Annotated in this window: 13 protein-coding genes; 9 read left to right on the top strand and 4 right to left on the bottom strand. The window is 72.7% G+C overall.

The window, feature by feature from the left end:
• The first annotated feature begins 85 nt into the window (after positions 1-85).
• Genes AB5J56_RS11770 through AB5J56_RS11750 form a run of 5 tightly spaced genes read left to right on the top strand, consistent with a single transcriptional unit; the run spans position 86 to position 4,181 of the window.
• Positions 86-1,453 (top strand): ATP-binding protein, encoded by a 1,368-nt coding sequence (locus tag AB5J56_RS11770; RefSeq protein WP_369232643.1) that lies wholly within the window; start codon positions 86-88, stop codon positions 1,451-1,453.
• Positions 1,450-1,863, top strand: coding sequence for a roadblock/LC7 domain-containing protein (locus AB5J56_RS11765; protein ID WP_356137255.1), 414 nt, complete (start codon positions 1,450-1,452; stop codon positions 1,861-1,863). The genes AB5J56_RS11770 and AB5J56_RS11765 overlap by 4 nt, the downstream gene beginning before the upstream one ends.
• Positions 1,860-2,219: a DUF742 domain-containing protein gene (locus tag AB5J56_RS11760; protein WP_369232642.1), complete on the top strand. Its 360-nt coding sequence runs from the start codon at positions 1,860-1,862 to the stop codon at positions 2,217-2,219. Before AB5J56_RS11765 ends, AB5J56_RS11760 begins: the two co-directional genes overlap by 4 nt.
• Entirely contained in the window at positions 2,197-2,841 is a 645-nt protein-coding gene (locus tag AB5J56_RS11755) for an ATP/GTP-binding protein (protein WP_369232641.1), read from the top strand. The genes AB5J56_RS11760 and AB5J56_RS11755 overlap by 23 nt, the downstream gene beginning before the upstream one ends.
• Positions 2,838-4,181 carry a cytochrome P450 gene (locus AB5J56_RS11750; protein ID WP_369232640.1) on the top strand — a complete coding sequence of 448 codons (1,344 nt, stop codon included), beginning with the start codon at positions 2,838-2,840 and terminating at the stop codon, positions 4,179-4,181. The genes AB5J56_RS11755 and AB5J56_RS11750 overlap by 4 nt, the downstream gene beginning before the upstream one ends.
• A 20-nt stretch (positions 4,182-4,201) precedes the next feature.
• Here the strand turns inward: AB5J56_RS11750 and AB5J56_RS11745 are convergent, their stop codons facing one another.
• Positions 4,202-5,446 carry a cytochrome P450 gene (locus AB5J56_RS11745; protein ID WP_369232639.1) on the bottom strand — a complete coding sequence of 415 codons (1,245 nt, stop codon included), beginning with the start codon at positions 5,444-5,446 and terminating at the stop codon, positions 4,202-4,204.
• Between the two features lie 183 nt (positions 5,447-5,629).
• On the opposite strand from AB5J56_RS11745, the gene AB5J56_RS11740 reads away from it, so the two are divergent.
• Entirely contained in the window at positions 5,630-6,064 is a 435-nt protein-coding gene (locus AB5J56_RS11740) for a hypothetical protein (protein ID WP_369232638.1), read from the top strand.
• Positions 6,065-6,120: 56 nt separating this feature from the next.
• Here AB5J56_RS11740 and AB5J56_RS11735 read toward each other — a convergent pair whose 3' ends face one another.
• From AB5J56_RS11735 to AB5J56_RS11725, 3 genes are read right to left on the bottom strand one after another with little or no spacing between them, the layout of a single operon-like run.
• Positions 6,121-7,398 (bottom strand): alpha-glucoside ABC transporter substrate-binding protein, encoded by a 1,278-nt coding sequence (locus tag AB5J56_RS11735; RefSeq protein ID WP_369232637.1) that lies wholly within the window; start codon positions 7,396-7,398, stop codon positions 6,121-6,123.
• A complete protein-coding gene (locus AB5J56_RS11730; RefSeq protein WP_369232636.1) occupies positions 7,395-8,582 on the bottom strand; it encodes a hypothetical protein in 1,188 nt (395 codons plus the stop codon). Before AB5J56_RS11730 ends, AB5J56_RS11735 begins: the two co-directional genes overlap by 4 nt.
• Before the next feature lie 23 nt (positions 8,583-8,605).
• Positions 8,606-10,903, bottom strand: coding sequence for a tetratricopeptide repeat protein (locus tag AB5J56_RS11725; RefSeq protein WP_369232635.1), 2,298 nt, complete (start codon positions 10,901-10,903; stop codon positions 8,606-8,608).
• Between the two features lie 140 nt (positions 10,904-11,043).
• On the opposite strand from AB5J56_RS11725, the gene AB5J56_RS11720 reads away from it, so the two are divergent.
• The 3 genes from AB5J56_RS11720 to AB5J56_RS11710 all read left to right on the top strand — a co-directional run bounded on the left by AB5J56_RS11720 (position 11,044) and on the right by AB5J56_RS11710 (position 13,787).
• Positions 11,044-11,382 carry a nuclear transport factor 2 family protein gene (locus AB5J56_RS11720; protein WP_369232634.1) on the top strand — a complete coding sequence of 113 codons (339 nt, stop codon included), beginning with the start codon at positions 11,044-11,046 and terminating at the stop codon, positions 11,380-11,382.
• A 189-nt stretch (positions 11,383-11,571) separates the two neighbouring features.
• Entirely contained in the window at positions 11,572-12,348 is a 777-nt protein-coding gene (locus AB5J56_RS11715) for an NPP1 family protein (RefSeq protein ID WP_369232633.1), read from the top strand.
• 242 nt (positions 12,349-12,590) lie between these two features.
• Positions 12,591-13,787: a sugar MFS transporter gene (locus AB5J56_RS11710; RefSeq protein WP_369232632.1), complete on the top strand. Its 1,197-nt coding sequence runs from the start codon at positions 12,591-12,593 to the stop codon at positions 13,785-13,787.
• The last annotated feature ends 35 nt before the right edge of the window (positions 13,788-13,822 follow it).

Below are 13,822 nucleotides of genomic sequence, written 5' to 3'. Positions count from 1 at the left end.
TTCCTTGCGCACACGGACAAGTACGGATGTGGAACGGTCGCTACCGTCGAGCGCTCGTCAACCATCGCCCGCTTTTGAGGACTTCATGACCGAACAGATACCGGAGGCGGTGTTCTGGTGCCTGGCAGTGGGCCTGTTCGCCGTCACCGTGCTGCTGGTGCGGCAGCGCGGGATCAGCGCGGTGCAGCGCGGACGGAACGCCGAACTGGCGGACGGCCTGCGGGCCCGGGACGAGGAACTGCGCCATCTCGTCTCCGTCCGGCTGCCGGCCCTGGAGGACGCGCCTGGGCAACTCGCGACGGCTGCCGGTCTGCTGGACACGCGGCTCGCCGACACGGACTTCGCCAAGTGCCTCGACAGCGTCCTGGAGCGGTTCGCCGGGGCCGTCGAGCACGCCCAGTCCCGGGCCGACCAGTCCGCGAAGGCCGCACTGAAGGCGTCGATGCGCTCCATCCAGGCCCTGGCCAACGAACAGCAGGTGGCCATCGCGGAGATGCAGGACCGGCACGACCACCCGGACGTGCTGCGCGACCTGCTCGAAGTCGACCACACCAACGCCCAGTTCGGCCGCCGCGCCCAGGCCATCGCCGTGCTCTGCGGTTCCTGGCCGGGGCGCCAGCGTTCCGTCGCCGCGCTCATCGAGGTCGTACGCGGCGCCACCTCCCGCATCCGCGACTACCGGCGCATCCGCATCCACGGTGAGGTCGACATCGCCGTGGAGAGCCGGGCCGTGGAACCGGTCGTGCTCGCGGTCGCCGAGCTGCTCGACAACGCGGCACGCCACTCGCAGCCCAACACGACCGTCGAGGTCACCATCCAGGCGGTGCACAACGGCGCCTGCGTGGTGATCGACGACGCCGGCGTCGGCATGGACGGGCAGGCGGCCGAGCACGCCGCCGGGCTCCTGTCCGGCGGGCGCACCGTGGACGTCACCCGGCTCGGCGACCCGCCGCGCTTCGGCTTCGCCGTCATGGGGGTGCTCGCCGAGCGCTACGGCTTCAACGTCTCCGTCGGCACGGTCTCGCCGTACGGCGGTGTGCGCGCCGTGGTCTTCCTGCCGACCTCCCTGCTCACGCACCCGGAAGCCCTCCAGGAGCGTCCACCTGTGGTCGAACCGCCCGCGCGTGTCCCCGAAGCCGTCCCCGGGCGCACCCCCGCGCCGGATCCCGTGTCGCGTACGGCGTCCGTCGCCGCACCGGCCCCGGACGTTCGCCCCGATCCCGAACCCGCCCCCGGCCACAGGGAGCCGACCACGCCCGGAGGACTGCCCCAACGACGACGCCGCGCCCTGCGGGACACGGCCGCGGAGACCCCGGCCCCGCCCGCCGAGGAGGTCGGCGGCCGCTCGGCCGAGGAGAACGCCCGGCGCATGGGGGCGTTCGCGCGCGGCACCCGCTTCGGCCGGGCCGCCCAGCACACCTCGCACGAAGACGAAGGGAACAGCCACGAATGACCGGGCCCACCAACAACGAGTTGGGCTGGATGCTGGACGAGGTGCTGAAGGTTCCGGAGGCGCGCCACGCGATCCTGCTCTCCGCCGACGGCATGCTCCGCGCCCACTCCAAGGACATCGGCCGGGACGACGCCGAACGGCTGGCCGCGGGCCTGTCCGGCGTCCAGTCGATCAGCCGCAGCACGGCCGAGTTCTGCGGCACCCCGAACACCCCGTGGCGGCAGACCCTGATCGAGTTCGCGCACGGCTACGTGTTCCTCGTCGCCGCCGGCGAGGGCGCCTACCTGGCCGTCTCCACCAGCGAGGAAGTGGACATGGAGGCCGTGACGTACCGCATGCACAAACTCGTCGACCGGCTCGGCAAGGAGCTGACCAGTCCGGCCCGGCAGGACACCGGCAGCCCGGCATGACGGCCCGGCGCCGTCCCGGGGACCGGCTGGTGCGGTCGTACGTCGTCACGGACGGCCGTGCCCACCCCTCCCGCAACACCCTGGACCTGGTCACGCTGCTGATCGCCGCCGACGATCTGCCGCTGGCCGGACTCAACCCGGAAAAACGCAGGCTCATGGAGCTGTGCCGGCCCGGAGCCCTGTCCGTCGCCGAGGTGGCCGGCCATCTCGCGCTGCCGGTCAGCGTCACCAAGGTGCTGATCGCCGACCTCATGGACAGCGGCCACATCGTCACCCGCGCACCGGTCCCGGCCGCCCGGCCGACCGACGCCCGAATACTGCAGGAGGTGCTCGATGGGCTCCGCGCCCGCCTCTGAACCCGCCGCCGGATCCGCCGCCGAACCGGCCTCGGGCGATGTCTATCTGCGGCCCACCGTGCAGACCGCGGTCAAGCTGCTGGTCGTGGGCCACTTCGCGGTCGGCAAGACCACCTTCGTCGGCGCGCTCTCCGAGATCCGGCCGCTGCGCACCGAGGAGGTCATGACCGAGGCAGGCGCCCTCGTCGACGACCTGGCCGGCATGAAGGACAAGACCACCACCACGGTCGCCCTCGACTTCGGCCGCCTCACCCTCAACGACCGCCTGGTGCTGTATCTGTTCGGCACGCCCGGCCAGCAGCGCTTCACCCAGCTGTGGCAGGACATGACGCGTGGCGCGCTCGGCGCCCTCGTCCTCGCCGACACCCGGCGCCTGGGCCAGTCCTTCGAGGTGATGGGCGTACTGGAGGAGCTCGGACTGCCCTACGCCGTCGCCCTCAACCAGTTCGACGGCGCGCCCGAGTACGGCACCGACGAGGTGCGCGCGGCCCTCGACCTGCTCCCCGAAACCCCCCTCGTCCACTGCGACGCCCGCGACCGGGCCTCCTCCACGCGGGCCCTGATCTCCCTCGTCGAGTACCTCCTGACCCGCACTCCCACCGGCCAACTGGAGCACGCGTGACCGCCGTACCACCACCGGGCTGCCCGGCCCACGAGTCCCTGTACGGCCCCGAGTTCGCCGCCGACCCGGCGTCCTTCTACCGGCGGCTGCGCGCCGTCGGCCCGATCGCTCCGGTCGAACTGGCGCCCGGCGTACGGGCGTCGCTGGTGCTCGGATACGACGCCGCCCTGCACGTACTGCGCAGCCCCGAGACCTTCTCCAAGGACCCCCGCCGCTGGACGGATCTCGCGGACGGCACCGTCCCCCCGGACAGCCCGGTCGTCCCGATGATGATGTACCGGCCGAACGCCCTGTTCACCGACGGCGAGGAGCACCGGCGGCTGCGCGGCGCCATCACGGACAGCCTGGACCGGGTGGACCCCAACACCCTGCGCGGCTACATCGAGGCGAGCGCCGACACGCTCATCGACCGCATCGCGCCGCGGGGCGGGGCCGACCTGCTCGGCGAGTACGCCCAGGTCCTGCCGCTGCTGGTGTTCAACCGCCTCTTCGGCTGTCCGGCCGACTACGGTGAGCGGCTGGTCGAGGGGATGTCCGGAATCTTCGACGGCGTGGACGCCGAGAAGGCGAACGAGCTGCTCGCCACGACCCTGCTGGACCTCGTCGTCCTGAAGCGGGCCCGGCCCGGGCAGGACGTGACCTCCTGGATGCTGGCCCATCCCGCCGCGCTCACCGACGAGGAGATGGTCCACAGTCTCGTCGTGCTCATGGGCGCGGGCACCGAGCCCCAGCAGAACCTGATCGCCAACGGGCTGCGGCTGCTGCTCTCCGACGACCGGTTCGCGGGCACCCTGTCGGGCGGCAGCCTGCCCGTGGAGGACGCCCTCGACGAGGTGCTGTGGACCGACCCGCCCATGGCCAACTACGCCGTGCACTACCCGGTCCACGACGTCGTGTACGAAGGGGTGACCCTGCGGGCGGGCCATCCGCTGGTGGTCAGTCTCGCCGCGGCGAACACCGACCCCGCCCTGACGACGGATCAGCGTGCGGGCAACCGGGCCCACTTGGCGTGGAGCGCGGGCCCGCACAACTGCCCGGCGCAGAGTCCGGCCCGGCTGATCGCGGCGGTGGCGGTGGAGAAGCTGCTCGACCGCCTTCCCGACATCGAACTGGCGGTGCCGGTGGGGGAGTTGCAGTGGCGGCCGGGTCCCTTCCACCGGGCACTGGCCGCGCTGCCCGTGACCTTCCCGACCGCGCAGCGCGAGCGGGTCGCCGCGGTGGCGCTGCCCGCCGCGGTCGCGGTACCCGCACCGGTTCCGGTGCGGGTACCGGATCCGGTACCCGAGCGTGCGCCACGCGGCTGGACCGCGAAGCTGCGGTCCTGGTGGCGCGGGGAGTGATGAGCCCGGGGCGCGGGTGATCAGGCCAGCCGCACCGGAAGGGTGCGGTGGCCGTTCGAGATGAAGGAGTCGACCGGCTCCAACTCGCCTTGTTCCGCGGCGAGTCGGAGTCCGGGGAGACGCTCGAAGAGCGCCGGAACCGCGATCCGGGCCTCCAGCCGCCCCAGCGGGGCACCGAGGCAGTGGTGCACGCCGTACCCGAAGGCGAGGTGCTCCTTGTTGGCGCGGGTGACGTCGAACCGGTCGGCATCCGCGCCGTACGTCTCGGGGTGGCGCCCGGCGGCGGCGTACGCGGCCAGGATCGCCTCGCCCTTCCCGATCACCACGCCTTCCGGGCCGCCGAACTCGGCGACGACAAGGTCCTCCACGGCGTATCGCAGCGGCAGGGACGCGACCGGCGCCTCCACGCGCAGCGCCTCCTCGATCACGTCGTCCCAGCCGGCGCGGCCCGAGCGCACCTGGGCGAGCTGGTCCGGGTGGGTGAGCAGGAGGTGGATGGCGTTGTCGATGAGGTTGACCGTGGTCTCGTGGCCGGCACTGACCATGAGTACGAGGGTGTCGAGCAACTCCTGCTCGCTGAGCCGGGTGTCGCCCTCGTCGTCGCGCGCCGCAATGAGGGCCGACGTCAGGTCGTCACCCGGCGACTTCCGCTTCAGGGCCACGAGTTCGCCCATGGCCGCGTAGAAGCGGGTGTAGATGTCGGTGACTTCCTCCGGGGTGGCGGAGGTGTGGAAGATGCCGTCCACGACGGCCCGCAGTTCCGCGCCCTGCTCCTCGGGCAGCCCGAACAGCTCGCTGATCACCTGGATCGGCAGCGGATAGCAGAACTGCTCCCGCAGGTCCACCAGTTGGCCGCTTCGCCCGGCCTCCTCGACCCGGTCCAGCAGTGACTTGGTGATCTCCTCGATACGGGGCTGGAGCGCCGCCGTGCGACGGGCGGTGAACGCCTTGGAGACGAGGGTGCGCAGCCGCTTGTGGTCGCCGCCGTACGCGGTGAACATGTTCTGCACCGCGACCCAGGTGAACAGCGGCCACTCCGGGGAGATCTCGCCGTTGATCCACCTCGGCCAGTGCTGTCGCGGGTCCTTGGACACCCGCGGGTCGGTGAGCAGGCGCTTGAGCAGGTCGGGGCTGCTGACGGCCCATGCCTCGACACCGCCGGGGAGTTCGACGAGGGTCACCGGTCCCCCTGCGCGGATCCGGGCGGCCTCGCCGTGGATGTCACGGCCGGTCGCGTCGATGACTAGGGGCTGGGGATCTCCCATGGCGGCCTCCGGGGCACTCGGACGTCAGTACGACCGATCAAGCTACTGCGCGGCGGCGCGCCCTCACGAGACCGCGCCGGGTGTGCTGCGTATGGGCACAACTTCCCTGCGCGTGGCCGCAAGTCGACACATCGCCACCGTCCTAGGGTCGGTGTGTCGTATCGGAGAGCCGGTGAGAGCGCGATGTCAGTCAGCAGAGCCCGGCGGTGGATGCAGTCGAGCACTCTCCAGGTGCGGCTGGTGGCCGCCGGCGAGTGGTGGGACGCCGTACGCGTGCCGCTCACCCTCGGGAACAAGGCGCTGGAACACCTCGGGGACCGGACGGGAGCCGTGATCAAGGACGGCTTCGGCAGCTGCCTGTACTGGCTGATCCGCCCGGGCACCGCCGCCGACTGGAACCTCGCGCAGGTGAAGGTCCTGGGCCCGGGCAGCCATGTGGCCGTCCCCCCGCTGCACCGCGTCACGGGCCCGGGCCTGTACTGGCAGGTCCCCCCGTCGCGAGACCGCGAATGGACGAGCGCCGCCCTCCTCCATACCGCGCTCCGCACCTCCCTCTCGCCCGAGACCCGCCCCCACGAGCCCGAGTCGCGCCCCCACGAGATGCGCCCCACACCCTGAACGCCCGCCCCGACCGACCTGAGCCCGGCCGGGGCGGGGCCCTTCGTACGCGTTGATCACCCGCCCGGGCTCGCGCAGATGTCCTCGGGCGGCCGGAACGAGCGGTCCTCGGCCGGGTCCTCGGCCACCTGGGTGCGCACGGTCTCCAACTGCCGCAGCAGCGCGTCGAGATGACGGTCCGTCGGATCCTGGAAGAACTCCAGCACCGCGCGGTGGAAGGCGTCCCTGAGCTCGGGTGGCATCACGTCCGAGGCGTCGAAGCAGAGGGTGCGGGCGCGGGAGTTGAGCAGGGTGTCGATCTCCCGCTCGGCCGGACTCGCGGGCGTCGCCGGGGTCAGCCCGGTCGTGTTCGGGAACAGCGGGCGCACCGCGGGGTCCGCCTCGGCCCGCCAGCGCTCCCGGCCGGCCGGGCTCGACAGCCGCTCCACGAGTTCCTGGGCCGCCGGGTCGTCGCTGAAGACGGCGGCCATGTCGCCCGCGACCTCGTAGGTGTCGCGGTACCCGGCCGGTCCGCCCAGGTAGGCGGCCGACGGCTGCACGCGGACGTCGTCGCCCGCGTAGACGTACCGGATGAAGGCGCTCTGGTGCTCGTGCGTGCAGTCGAAACCGGGGGAGTCGAGCAGGCCCCGGGGTCCGCCGGGCCCGGACGTGCCCTCGTACGACGTGGTGAGGGACCGCTCGATCGACGGCGCGGAGCGGTGGCCGAGCAGCCGCGCCCAGGTCGTCCAGGCCCGCCGGACGGCGGGGTCGCGCCAACTGAGCCTGCTGGTCGCCCAGTCCGTGTAGAGCGCCGGGCCCGCCTGGTGGAGCAGGATGTCCTCGATCCAGTCGGTGCCGGGCCAGCCCGAGGTGGCCTGCGAGGCGAGCCCCACGCACCACTTCGGGTCGGTCGCGGGAGTGCTCCGCTTGCTCCACACCAGGCTCTTCAGGTCGACCTTCAACGGCACCCAGTACGTCCGGCGCCTGCCGTCCACCAGCAGCGTCGGCGCCCACGGCGGGTAGGCGCGCTCGGCGGTCTCCTCCGCGAGGGGCTTCAACTGATCCCGGCGGGCGTACTCGGTGAGTTCGCCGATGCTGTTGAGGATCGCCACGTCCGGCGGGTCGTCTGCCTCCAGCTGTGAGACGAGCGTCTCGCGCAGTGAGCGGGTGCCCTCGTACGTGTACGTCCGGCCGGTCCCGTCGTCGAGCCGCTCCAGGGCCGCTTCGAAGGCCTGGCCCTCCGCACCGGTCCACGGGCCCAGGACGACGAGGGGCGCGCGGGTGTCCGAGGCGCAGCCCGGGACGAGGGCGAGCAGACAGGCCGTGACGAGCAAGGTGCGCAGGACGCGGCTCATACGGCGGCTCCCGCGCGGGTCACCACGAGGTATTCGCGGCGGTAGGCGTGCAGGGCGCCCCCGATGAGACCCGCGCCGACCAGGCCCGCGGGGAACACGAAGGCAGCGGCCCCGTCCAGGAAGGCGAGCCGCCCGTCGGTGAGACCGTCGTCGAACCGGGCGTCCAGGACCGCGATCGACCGCGGATCCGGGCCGTCGAAGGGGCGCTCCTCGGCGACCGTCTCCGTCTCGGGCGAGGTCCGCTCCGCGAGCGCGTGCGCCACGGGGACGGCCGCCGCCTGGGCGTGCTGGGCGAGCAGCGCGTCGGCGGTCAGCAGCGGTACGGCGAGCAGCGGCAGGGCGGCGGCCACCAGCGGAACACTCAGCCGGATCCGGAACCGGCGACGCAGGAACGACACGGTCCGCCAGAGCCCGACAGCGAGCAGCACGAGGGCGAGCCCGGAGACGACGGCGGCGGCGATCACCCCGCCGCCCCAGCCGGCCCGGTCCACGAGCCGTTCGCGCAGCCGCCGCTCCAGGCCGGACACCCGGTCCACGATCGAGGTCGCGCCCGAGCCGGTCGACGGCGGGCACGGCCGGTAGCGGTCACCCTGGTGCGCGGCGGCGACCGGGGCCGAGCAGAGCATGCTGCGCGCGTACGTCAGCTCGGCGTCCCGCAGGACCGGATCGGTCGCGTCCCCCTGCGCCCGGCCGATCCAGCCCGTGTAGTCCACGACCAGCGCGGACACGACACGCAGCTCCTGCTCCTCGGCCACGGTCAGCGCCCCGCTGCGCGTCACCTGGTTCAGACTCTGGGTCGCCCGCGCCACCCGGGTCCGGTACCGCTCGCTGAGCCCGCCGAGTTCCGCCGCCCGGCCCTCGCCGAGGCTCTCCTCGGCCTCGCCCTGCGCGATGAACAGCGAGGCCCTGGTATGCGCGAGACCGACCAGCGCGGGCGCCAGCCGGTCCCGCACATACGCCGAGTCGCCCCGCACACCCGCGTAGGCCCAGCCGAACGCCCCGAAGGCCACGACGGCGAGCAACGGCAGCGCGACGAGCCGGTCCCGCAGATATCCGCGGTTGCGGCCGCCCGCCGCCGACGGCCACGCGTAGCGCCGGACACGGCGGGCGAGTTCGGCGGTCACGGCGCCGACGGCCCGCGCGCCGCGCAGCAGTCGCACGGGCGGTCGTTCGACGGCACCCACGCCCTTCGGCCTCCTGCCGCGGCTCACTCGCGGGCCGTCCGCGCGCTCCCGGGCGGCGCCGGACGGGCCATCGTCCGGAGCCAGTTCGTCACTCTCTTCCCGAGCCATGGGCTGCCCCTGTGGTGTCGGAAGGCCAGCGGTCGGACCTCGTAGGCGCGGTCGAGCAGGGTCTCGGCGACGGCCGCGTCCTCGGGGTCGGCGGACCGGGCGGCCTGGTGGGCCAGGGAGAGGTAGAGCCGGGACAGGTCCTTGCGGAGGCCGGGTTCGTCGGGCGGCAGACCGAGGCGTACGTCGGCGCCCGCCGCCAGCGCGGCCAGTCCCGGCGCGTCGAGGGCACCCCGCGCGAGCGCGCCCTGCGCGGCCTCCCACACCTCCGCCGTCATCCGTGCCCTGGCCTCCTCGTCCGTCAGCCCGTGCGCGTGGAAGAGCCGGGCCAGCCGCTCCAGCACCTCGCGCAGCCGCTCGGCCGTCTCGTCGGGGCGCTCGGCGGGCCGCACATGCTCGACTCCGATGCGTACGGCGGCCGTTCGCGCGGCGGTCCGGTGCCGTGAGTGCTGCGGCACCGCGTCCAGCGCCCGTACGGCGTCGTCCCGCGCCCGCTCGCCGCCCAGCGCGAGGTGGGCCCGCGCCGCGCCGAAGGCGGCGCTGCCCAGCGACGGGTTGCGCAGCCGCACCGCCTCGTAGAACGTCAGCGCCTCGTGCCACCGGCCCAGGCGCTCGGCGCAGTGACCGAGCGCGAGCTTCGGCGCGTACTCGCCCGGGATCGCCGCGTACACCCGGTCGAAGTGCCCGCGCGCCGCGCCGACTTGGTTCCGGGCGAGCGCGAGCAGCCCGCGGTGCCAGTCGAGCCGCCAGTCGTACGGGGCGCGCTCCGGCCCGATCAGCGCCTCGGCGGACCGCAGTTCACGCTCGGCTGCCTCGGTCTGGCCGCCGGGAACCCTCAACCGCAGGCGGCAGCGCAGCAGATGGACCTCCGGTGAGTCCCGCCAGTCCCCGGTGTGCTGGAGCAGCGCCTCCGGAGCGGCGTCGGCCAGCCTGCTCAACTGGGCGTGGTGGTCGTCGCAGGGATCGGGCCGCGGGACGGGCAGCCGCTGCGCGACGTCGGCGGCCGACGGCGCTGCGTAGGCCGCCGGGGTGTCCGGCGCCGCCCACTGCGCCAGGGGCGGCGCGGACCCGAGGGCGCCGTCGAGGGCGTACGACGACTGGAGGAAGAGCGGCGACGGCTCGAAGGTCTCGGTGCCCGTCCGCAGCGAGCGCAACTCCCGGAAGACACCCAGCAGTTGCTCCTCCATCTCGACGGCGGAGGCGAACCGCTCCGCCCGTCTGCTCCGGGTCGCACGGTGCAGCACTCGCGCCAGGGAGACGAGCCCGAGCCCGCGGGGCGCGGGTGCCGTCATCCGGAGGGCCTCCGGGAACCCGTCCGGGGTGTCGAGCCGGCCGAGCACGTCCAGGGAGCCCCACTCCGCGAGATCCTCCGGCGACTGCCCGAGACCGCTCAGCCGCCGCAGCGTCTCGCCCAGGCTGAACAGGTCGTCCTGGCCGGCGGATTCGCCGTGCGGGCCGACGGTCGGGGCGCGGAACCCCTCCGTGGTGTGACCGGGGAGACCGGCGGGCCGGACGCTCCCCACATCGATGATCTTCGTCGTGGTGCCGTCGTGCATGACGTTGTCCGGCTTCAGGTCGCCGTAGACCTTGCCGGGCCGATGGGTGTGCAGATACCCGAGAGCGGAGAGGATGCGCACTCCGTAGGCGAGCACGAACTCGTGGAAACGGCCGCCGCCGAACTCGTCCGGGTTCATCCGGGCCCGGGCCCGCACCTCCTCCAGGGTGAGCCCGTCGACGTACTGCAGCACGAGGAAGTCCCCGACCTCGGGATGGTGCCCGTAGTTGAAGACACGGATGATGTCGTCGTGGCCGAGATCCACCAGGGCCCGCCGCTCCCGGGCCAGCGCGCCCGCCGCGGCCGCCGCCTGGTCCGGATGCAGGATCTTGACGGCCACCTCGCGGTTGTCGACCTTGGTGTCGAGCGCGAGATGGACCTCGCCCATGCCGCCGTAGCCGAGCGGCCGGATCAGCCGGTACTGCCCGGCGAGGAGCTGTCCCTGCGGCAGGGGCAGCTGGTCCGGATCGGCGCCGCGGGACGCCGCGCGTTCCAGCAGTGTGATCGTGGGCAGCAGGACCGGATCGGGGCTCTCCTCGGGCAGCTCCACCTGCGCCGCCCGCAGGAAGACGGGCAGCTGTCCGGCGACGACGAGCGGCCCGAACGACCCGCCGGAGTCCGGCAGTTCACCGGACGCGCCGCTGTCCGAAGCCCCCTTCATACGACCTCAGGGTAGACGTGCGGGCCGGGAATGGCCCCCGTGTCGGATGGGGAGGTGATGTGCCCGAGGAGACGGGGTCCGGGTCCTATGGTGGGGGGCCGGGGGCACGGGGGACCAGTCGTCCGGCCGAGGAGATCAGCATGATGGACAGCCCGACCAGCGTCGTCGAGGCGGCGTTTCGCCACTACAGGTCGCAGGACCGCGATGCGGCCCTCCCGCTCTACGCGGACGACTTCACGTTCACCAGCCCGCGGGACGACCACATCGACAAGGCCGCCTTCTTCGAGCGGTGCTTCCCGACGGCGGACCGCTTCAAGGAGCAGCGGTTGCTGCACGTCACCCCCGTGGACCGGGAACTCGTCCTCGTCTACTACGAGTACGAGCTCATGACGGGCGACCGCTACCGCAACGTCGAGGCGATCACGGTCCGGGAGGGGCTCATCCGCGAGGTGCAGGTCTTCTTCGGCGGCGGGGTGTGAGCTGAGACGGCCGCCCCGATGATCTGATGCCGACGCCCGCCGGACTTATCCGGCGGGCGTTGATCAGTTCGGTGAAAGGCCGCCGCGAGTTTGGCAGAAAGCCCTTCCACCGAACGCTCGGCTTGCCAGTCTCGGTCCCGCACCCGGATGTCATGTCCGGAACGAGTGGACCGTCGACTGGAGCCCCCCATGACCCGAGCAGTCAGCAGCAGAAGGATCCTCCGCCTCGCGAGGGTCGCCGCCGTCGCCGGCAGCGTCAGCGCCCTGACCGTCGCCCTGTCGGGCAGCGCCTCCGCGGGCGTCCTGCAGAACCTGCCCGAGAACGCGACCGCGTTCCAGAAGAACTTCGAGCCGGTCTACGACTACGACTCGGACAGCTGCTACCCGGCCGCCGCCATCGACCCGAGCGGCAACCTCAACGGCGGCCTCAAGCCGACCGGTTCGGTCACCGGCGAGTGCCGCAGCGGACACCTCGGCCATGGGAACACCTACTCGCGGGCCAAATGCAACAACGGCTGGTGCGGGATCGTCTACGCCAGCTACTTCGAGAAGGACGAGGCCTCGCCCGGCATCGGCCACCGGCACGACTGGGAGTGCATGGTCGTCTGGGTCAAGCAGGGCGCGGACACGCCGTCCTACCTGTCGGCCTCCGCACACGGCGGCTTCAGCACCCACCCGATCGCCGACGTCCCGATGAGCGGGCAGCGCGTCGAGGCCGTCTACCACAAGGACGGAGCGAGCACCCACGCCTTCCGGTTCGCCAAGTGGGGCGAGACCCCGGAGAACGACACCGGCGCCTGGCACCAGGAGAACCTGCTCACCTGGGACAACATGGCGTCCAACCTGCGGAACATCATGAACGCCTCCGACTGGGGGAGTGCGAACTTCCCGCTCCAGGACTCGAAGTTCGGCGACCACCTGAACAAGGCCAAGCCGAGCGACATCACGTTCGACCCGTACGCCTGACGGACGAGTCGGGCCGGGAGTCGACCGCCCTCGCGAAAGAGGGCCTGCCGGTCGACTCCCGGCTTCCCGGTCTCCGCTGCGCGCGCCGCCCGATTCCCGCCCGCCGCCCCAACTCGCGCCGCCCACAGGCCTGCAGGGGATCTTGACGCCGATTATGTTACCGGTAACATCATCGGCGTCCAGGGATCAGCCCGGGAGTCAGTCCGGGAATCACCGTCCCCTTCTCCTCACCTGGAGACCGCGTGACCGATCAACCGACCGCACAGCAGGTCACGGCGGAGCGCGAGGCGCCGGACGCGCCGGTGTTCAGCCCGGCCGCGGTGGTCGCGTCCTGCGTGGGCTTCGTGCTCATCGGCGCGCTCCAGGCGCTCTACGGCCCCGCGATCCCCGCCTTCCGCGAGGAGTTCGGGCTCTCCCCGTCGGCCGCGGGGCTCGGGCTGAGCGCACACTTCGTCGGGGGTGTGGCCGGTGTGCTGCTCTTCGACCGGCTCTACGGGCGTCTCGGCAACCGGCGGATCCTCGGGGCCTCGTACCTGCTCATGGCCGTCGGCGCGGCGGGCTTCGCGCTCGCGCCCTGCTGGCCCGCCGGTCTGGCGGCGGCGCTGCTCGCGGGGCTCGGTTTCGGCGGGATCGACTACGGCCTCAACCAGTTGTTCGCCGTCGGCTTCGGCCGCCGATCGGCCGCGATGCTGAACATCCTCAACGCGCACTTCGGCGTCGGCGCGATCCTCGGTCCCGCCCTGATCGCGGCGGTGGGCGCCGAGCACTACCCGGCCGTCTTCCTCGGCTTCGCGCTCGCCAACTTGCCGTCGCTGCTGTGCCTGAAGGGCGTACGGGACAAGGCGCCGCAGCCGGCCGACGCGGCGCCCGAGGATGGCAGGCCCGTGCTCGGCCGCAGCCTCGGCTCGGTGCTCGGCGTGTTCGTCGCCCTCTACGTCCTGCACGTGGGCATCGAGGCGGGCGTCGGCGGCTGGGAACCCACGCACCTGGAGACGGTCGGCTACGGCGCGGGTGTCGCCGCCACCGCCACCTCGGTCTACTGGCTGATGATGACCGTCGGCCGCTTCCTGGTCGCCCCGATCGCGCTGCGCTTCTCCGCCCAGGCCATCATCACCGTCTCGTGCGCGGGCATGACCGCCTGCCTGCTGCTGGCCGCGGTGCCGGGCCTCGCGCCGTACGCATACGCCGGCGTCGGTCTGTTCATCGCGCCGATCTTCCCGACCGGGCTGCCCTGGCTGCACCGGGCCGCCCCACGGGCCCGCCGGGCGGGCGCGGTCGTCATCGCCGCGTCCATGGCCGGCGGCGTCGCGGCGGGACCGGCGCTCGGCAGGGCCATCGAATGGTCCGGAGTCCGAACGGTCCCGCTCGTGCTGTGCGCCCTGTCGGCGCTGTGCCTGACGGCCACCCGCTGGCTCGTCCGCGCCACCCGGTCCCGCTGAAACACAACTGCGTACAGCCCCGCTGAAGAGCGCCT

This window comes from Streptomyces sp. R21 (assembly GCF_041051975.1).
In the GTDB taxonomy this organism is placed as follows: Bacteria; Actinomycetota; Actinomycetes; order Streptomycetales; family Streptomycetaceae; genus Streptomyces.
This window is presented reverse-complemented; position numbering and strand designations above follow the sequence as displayed.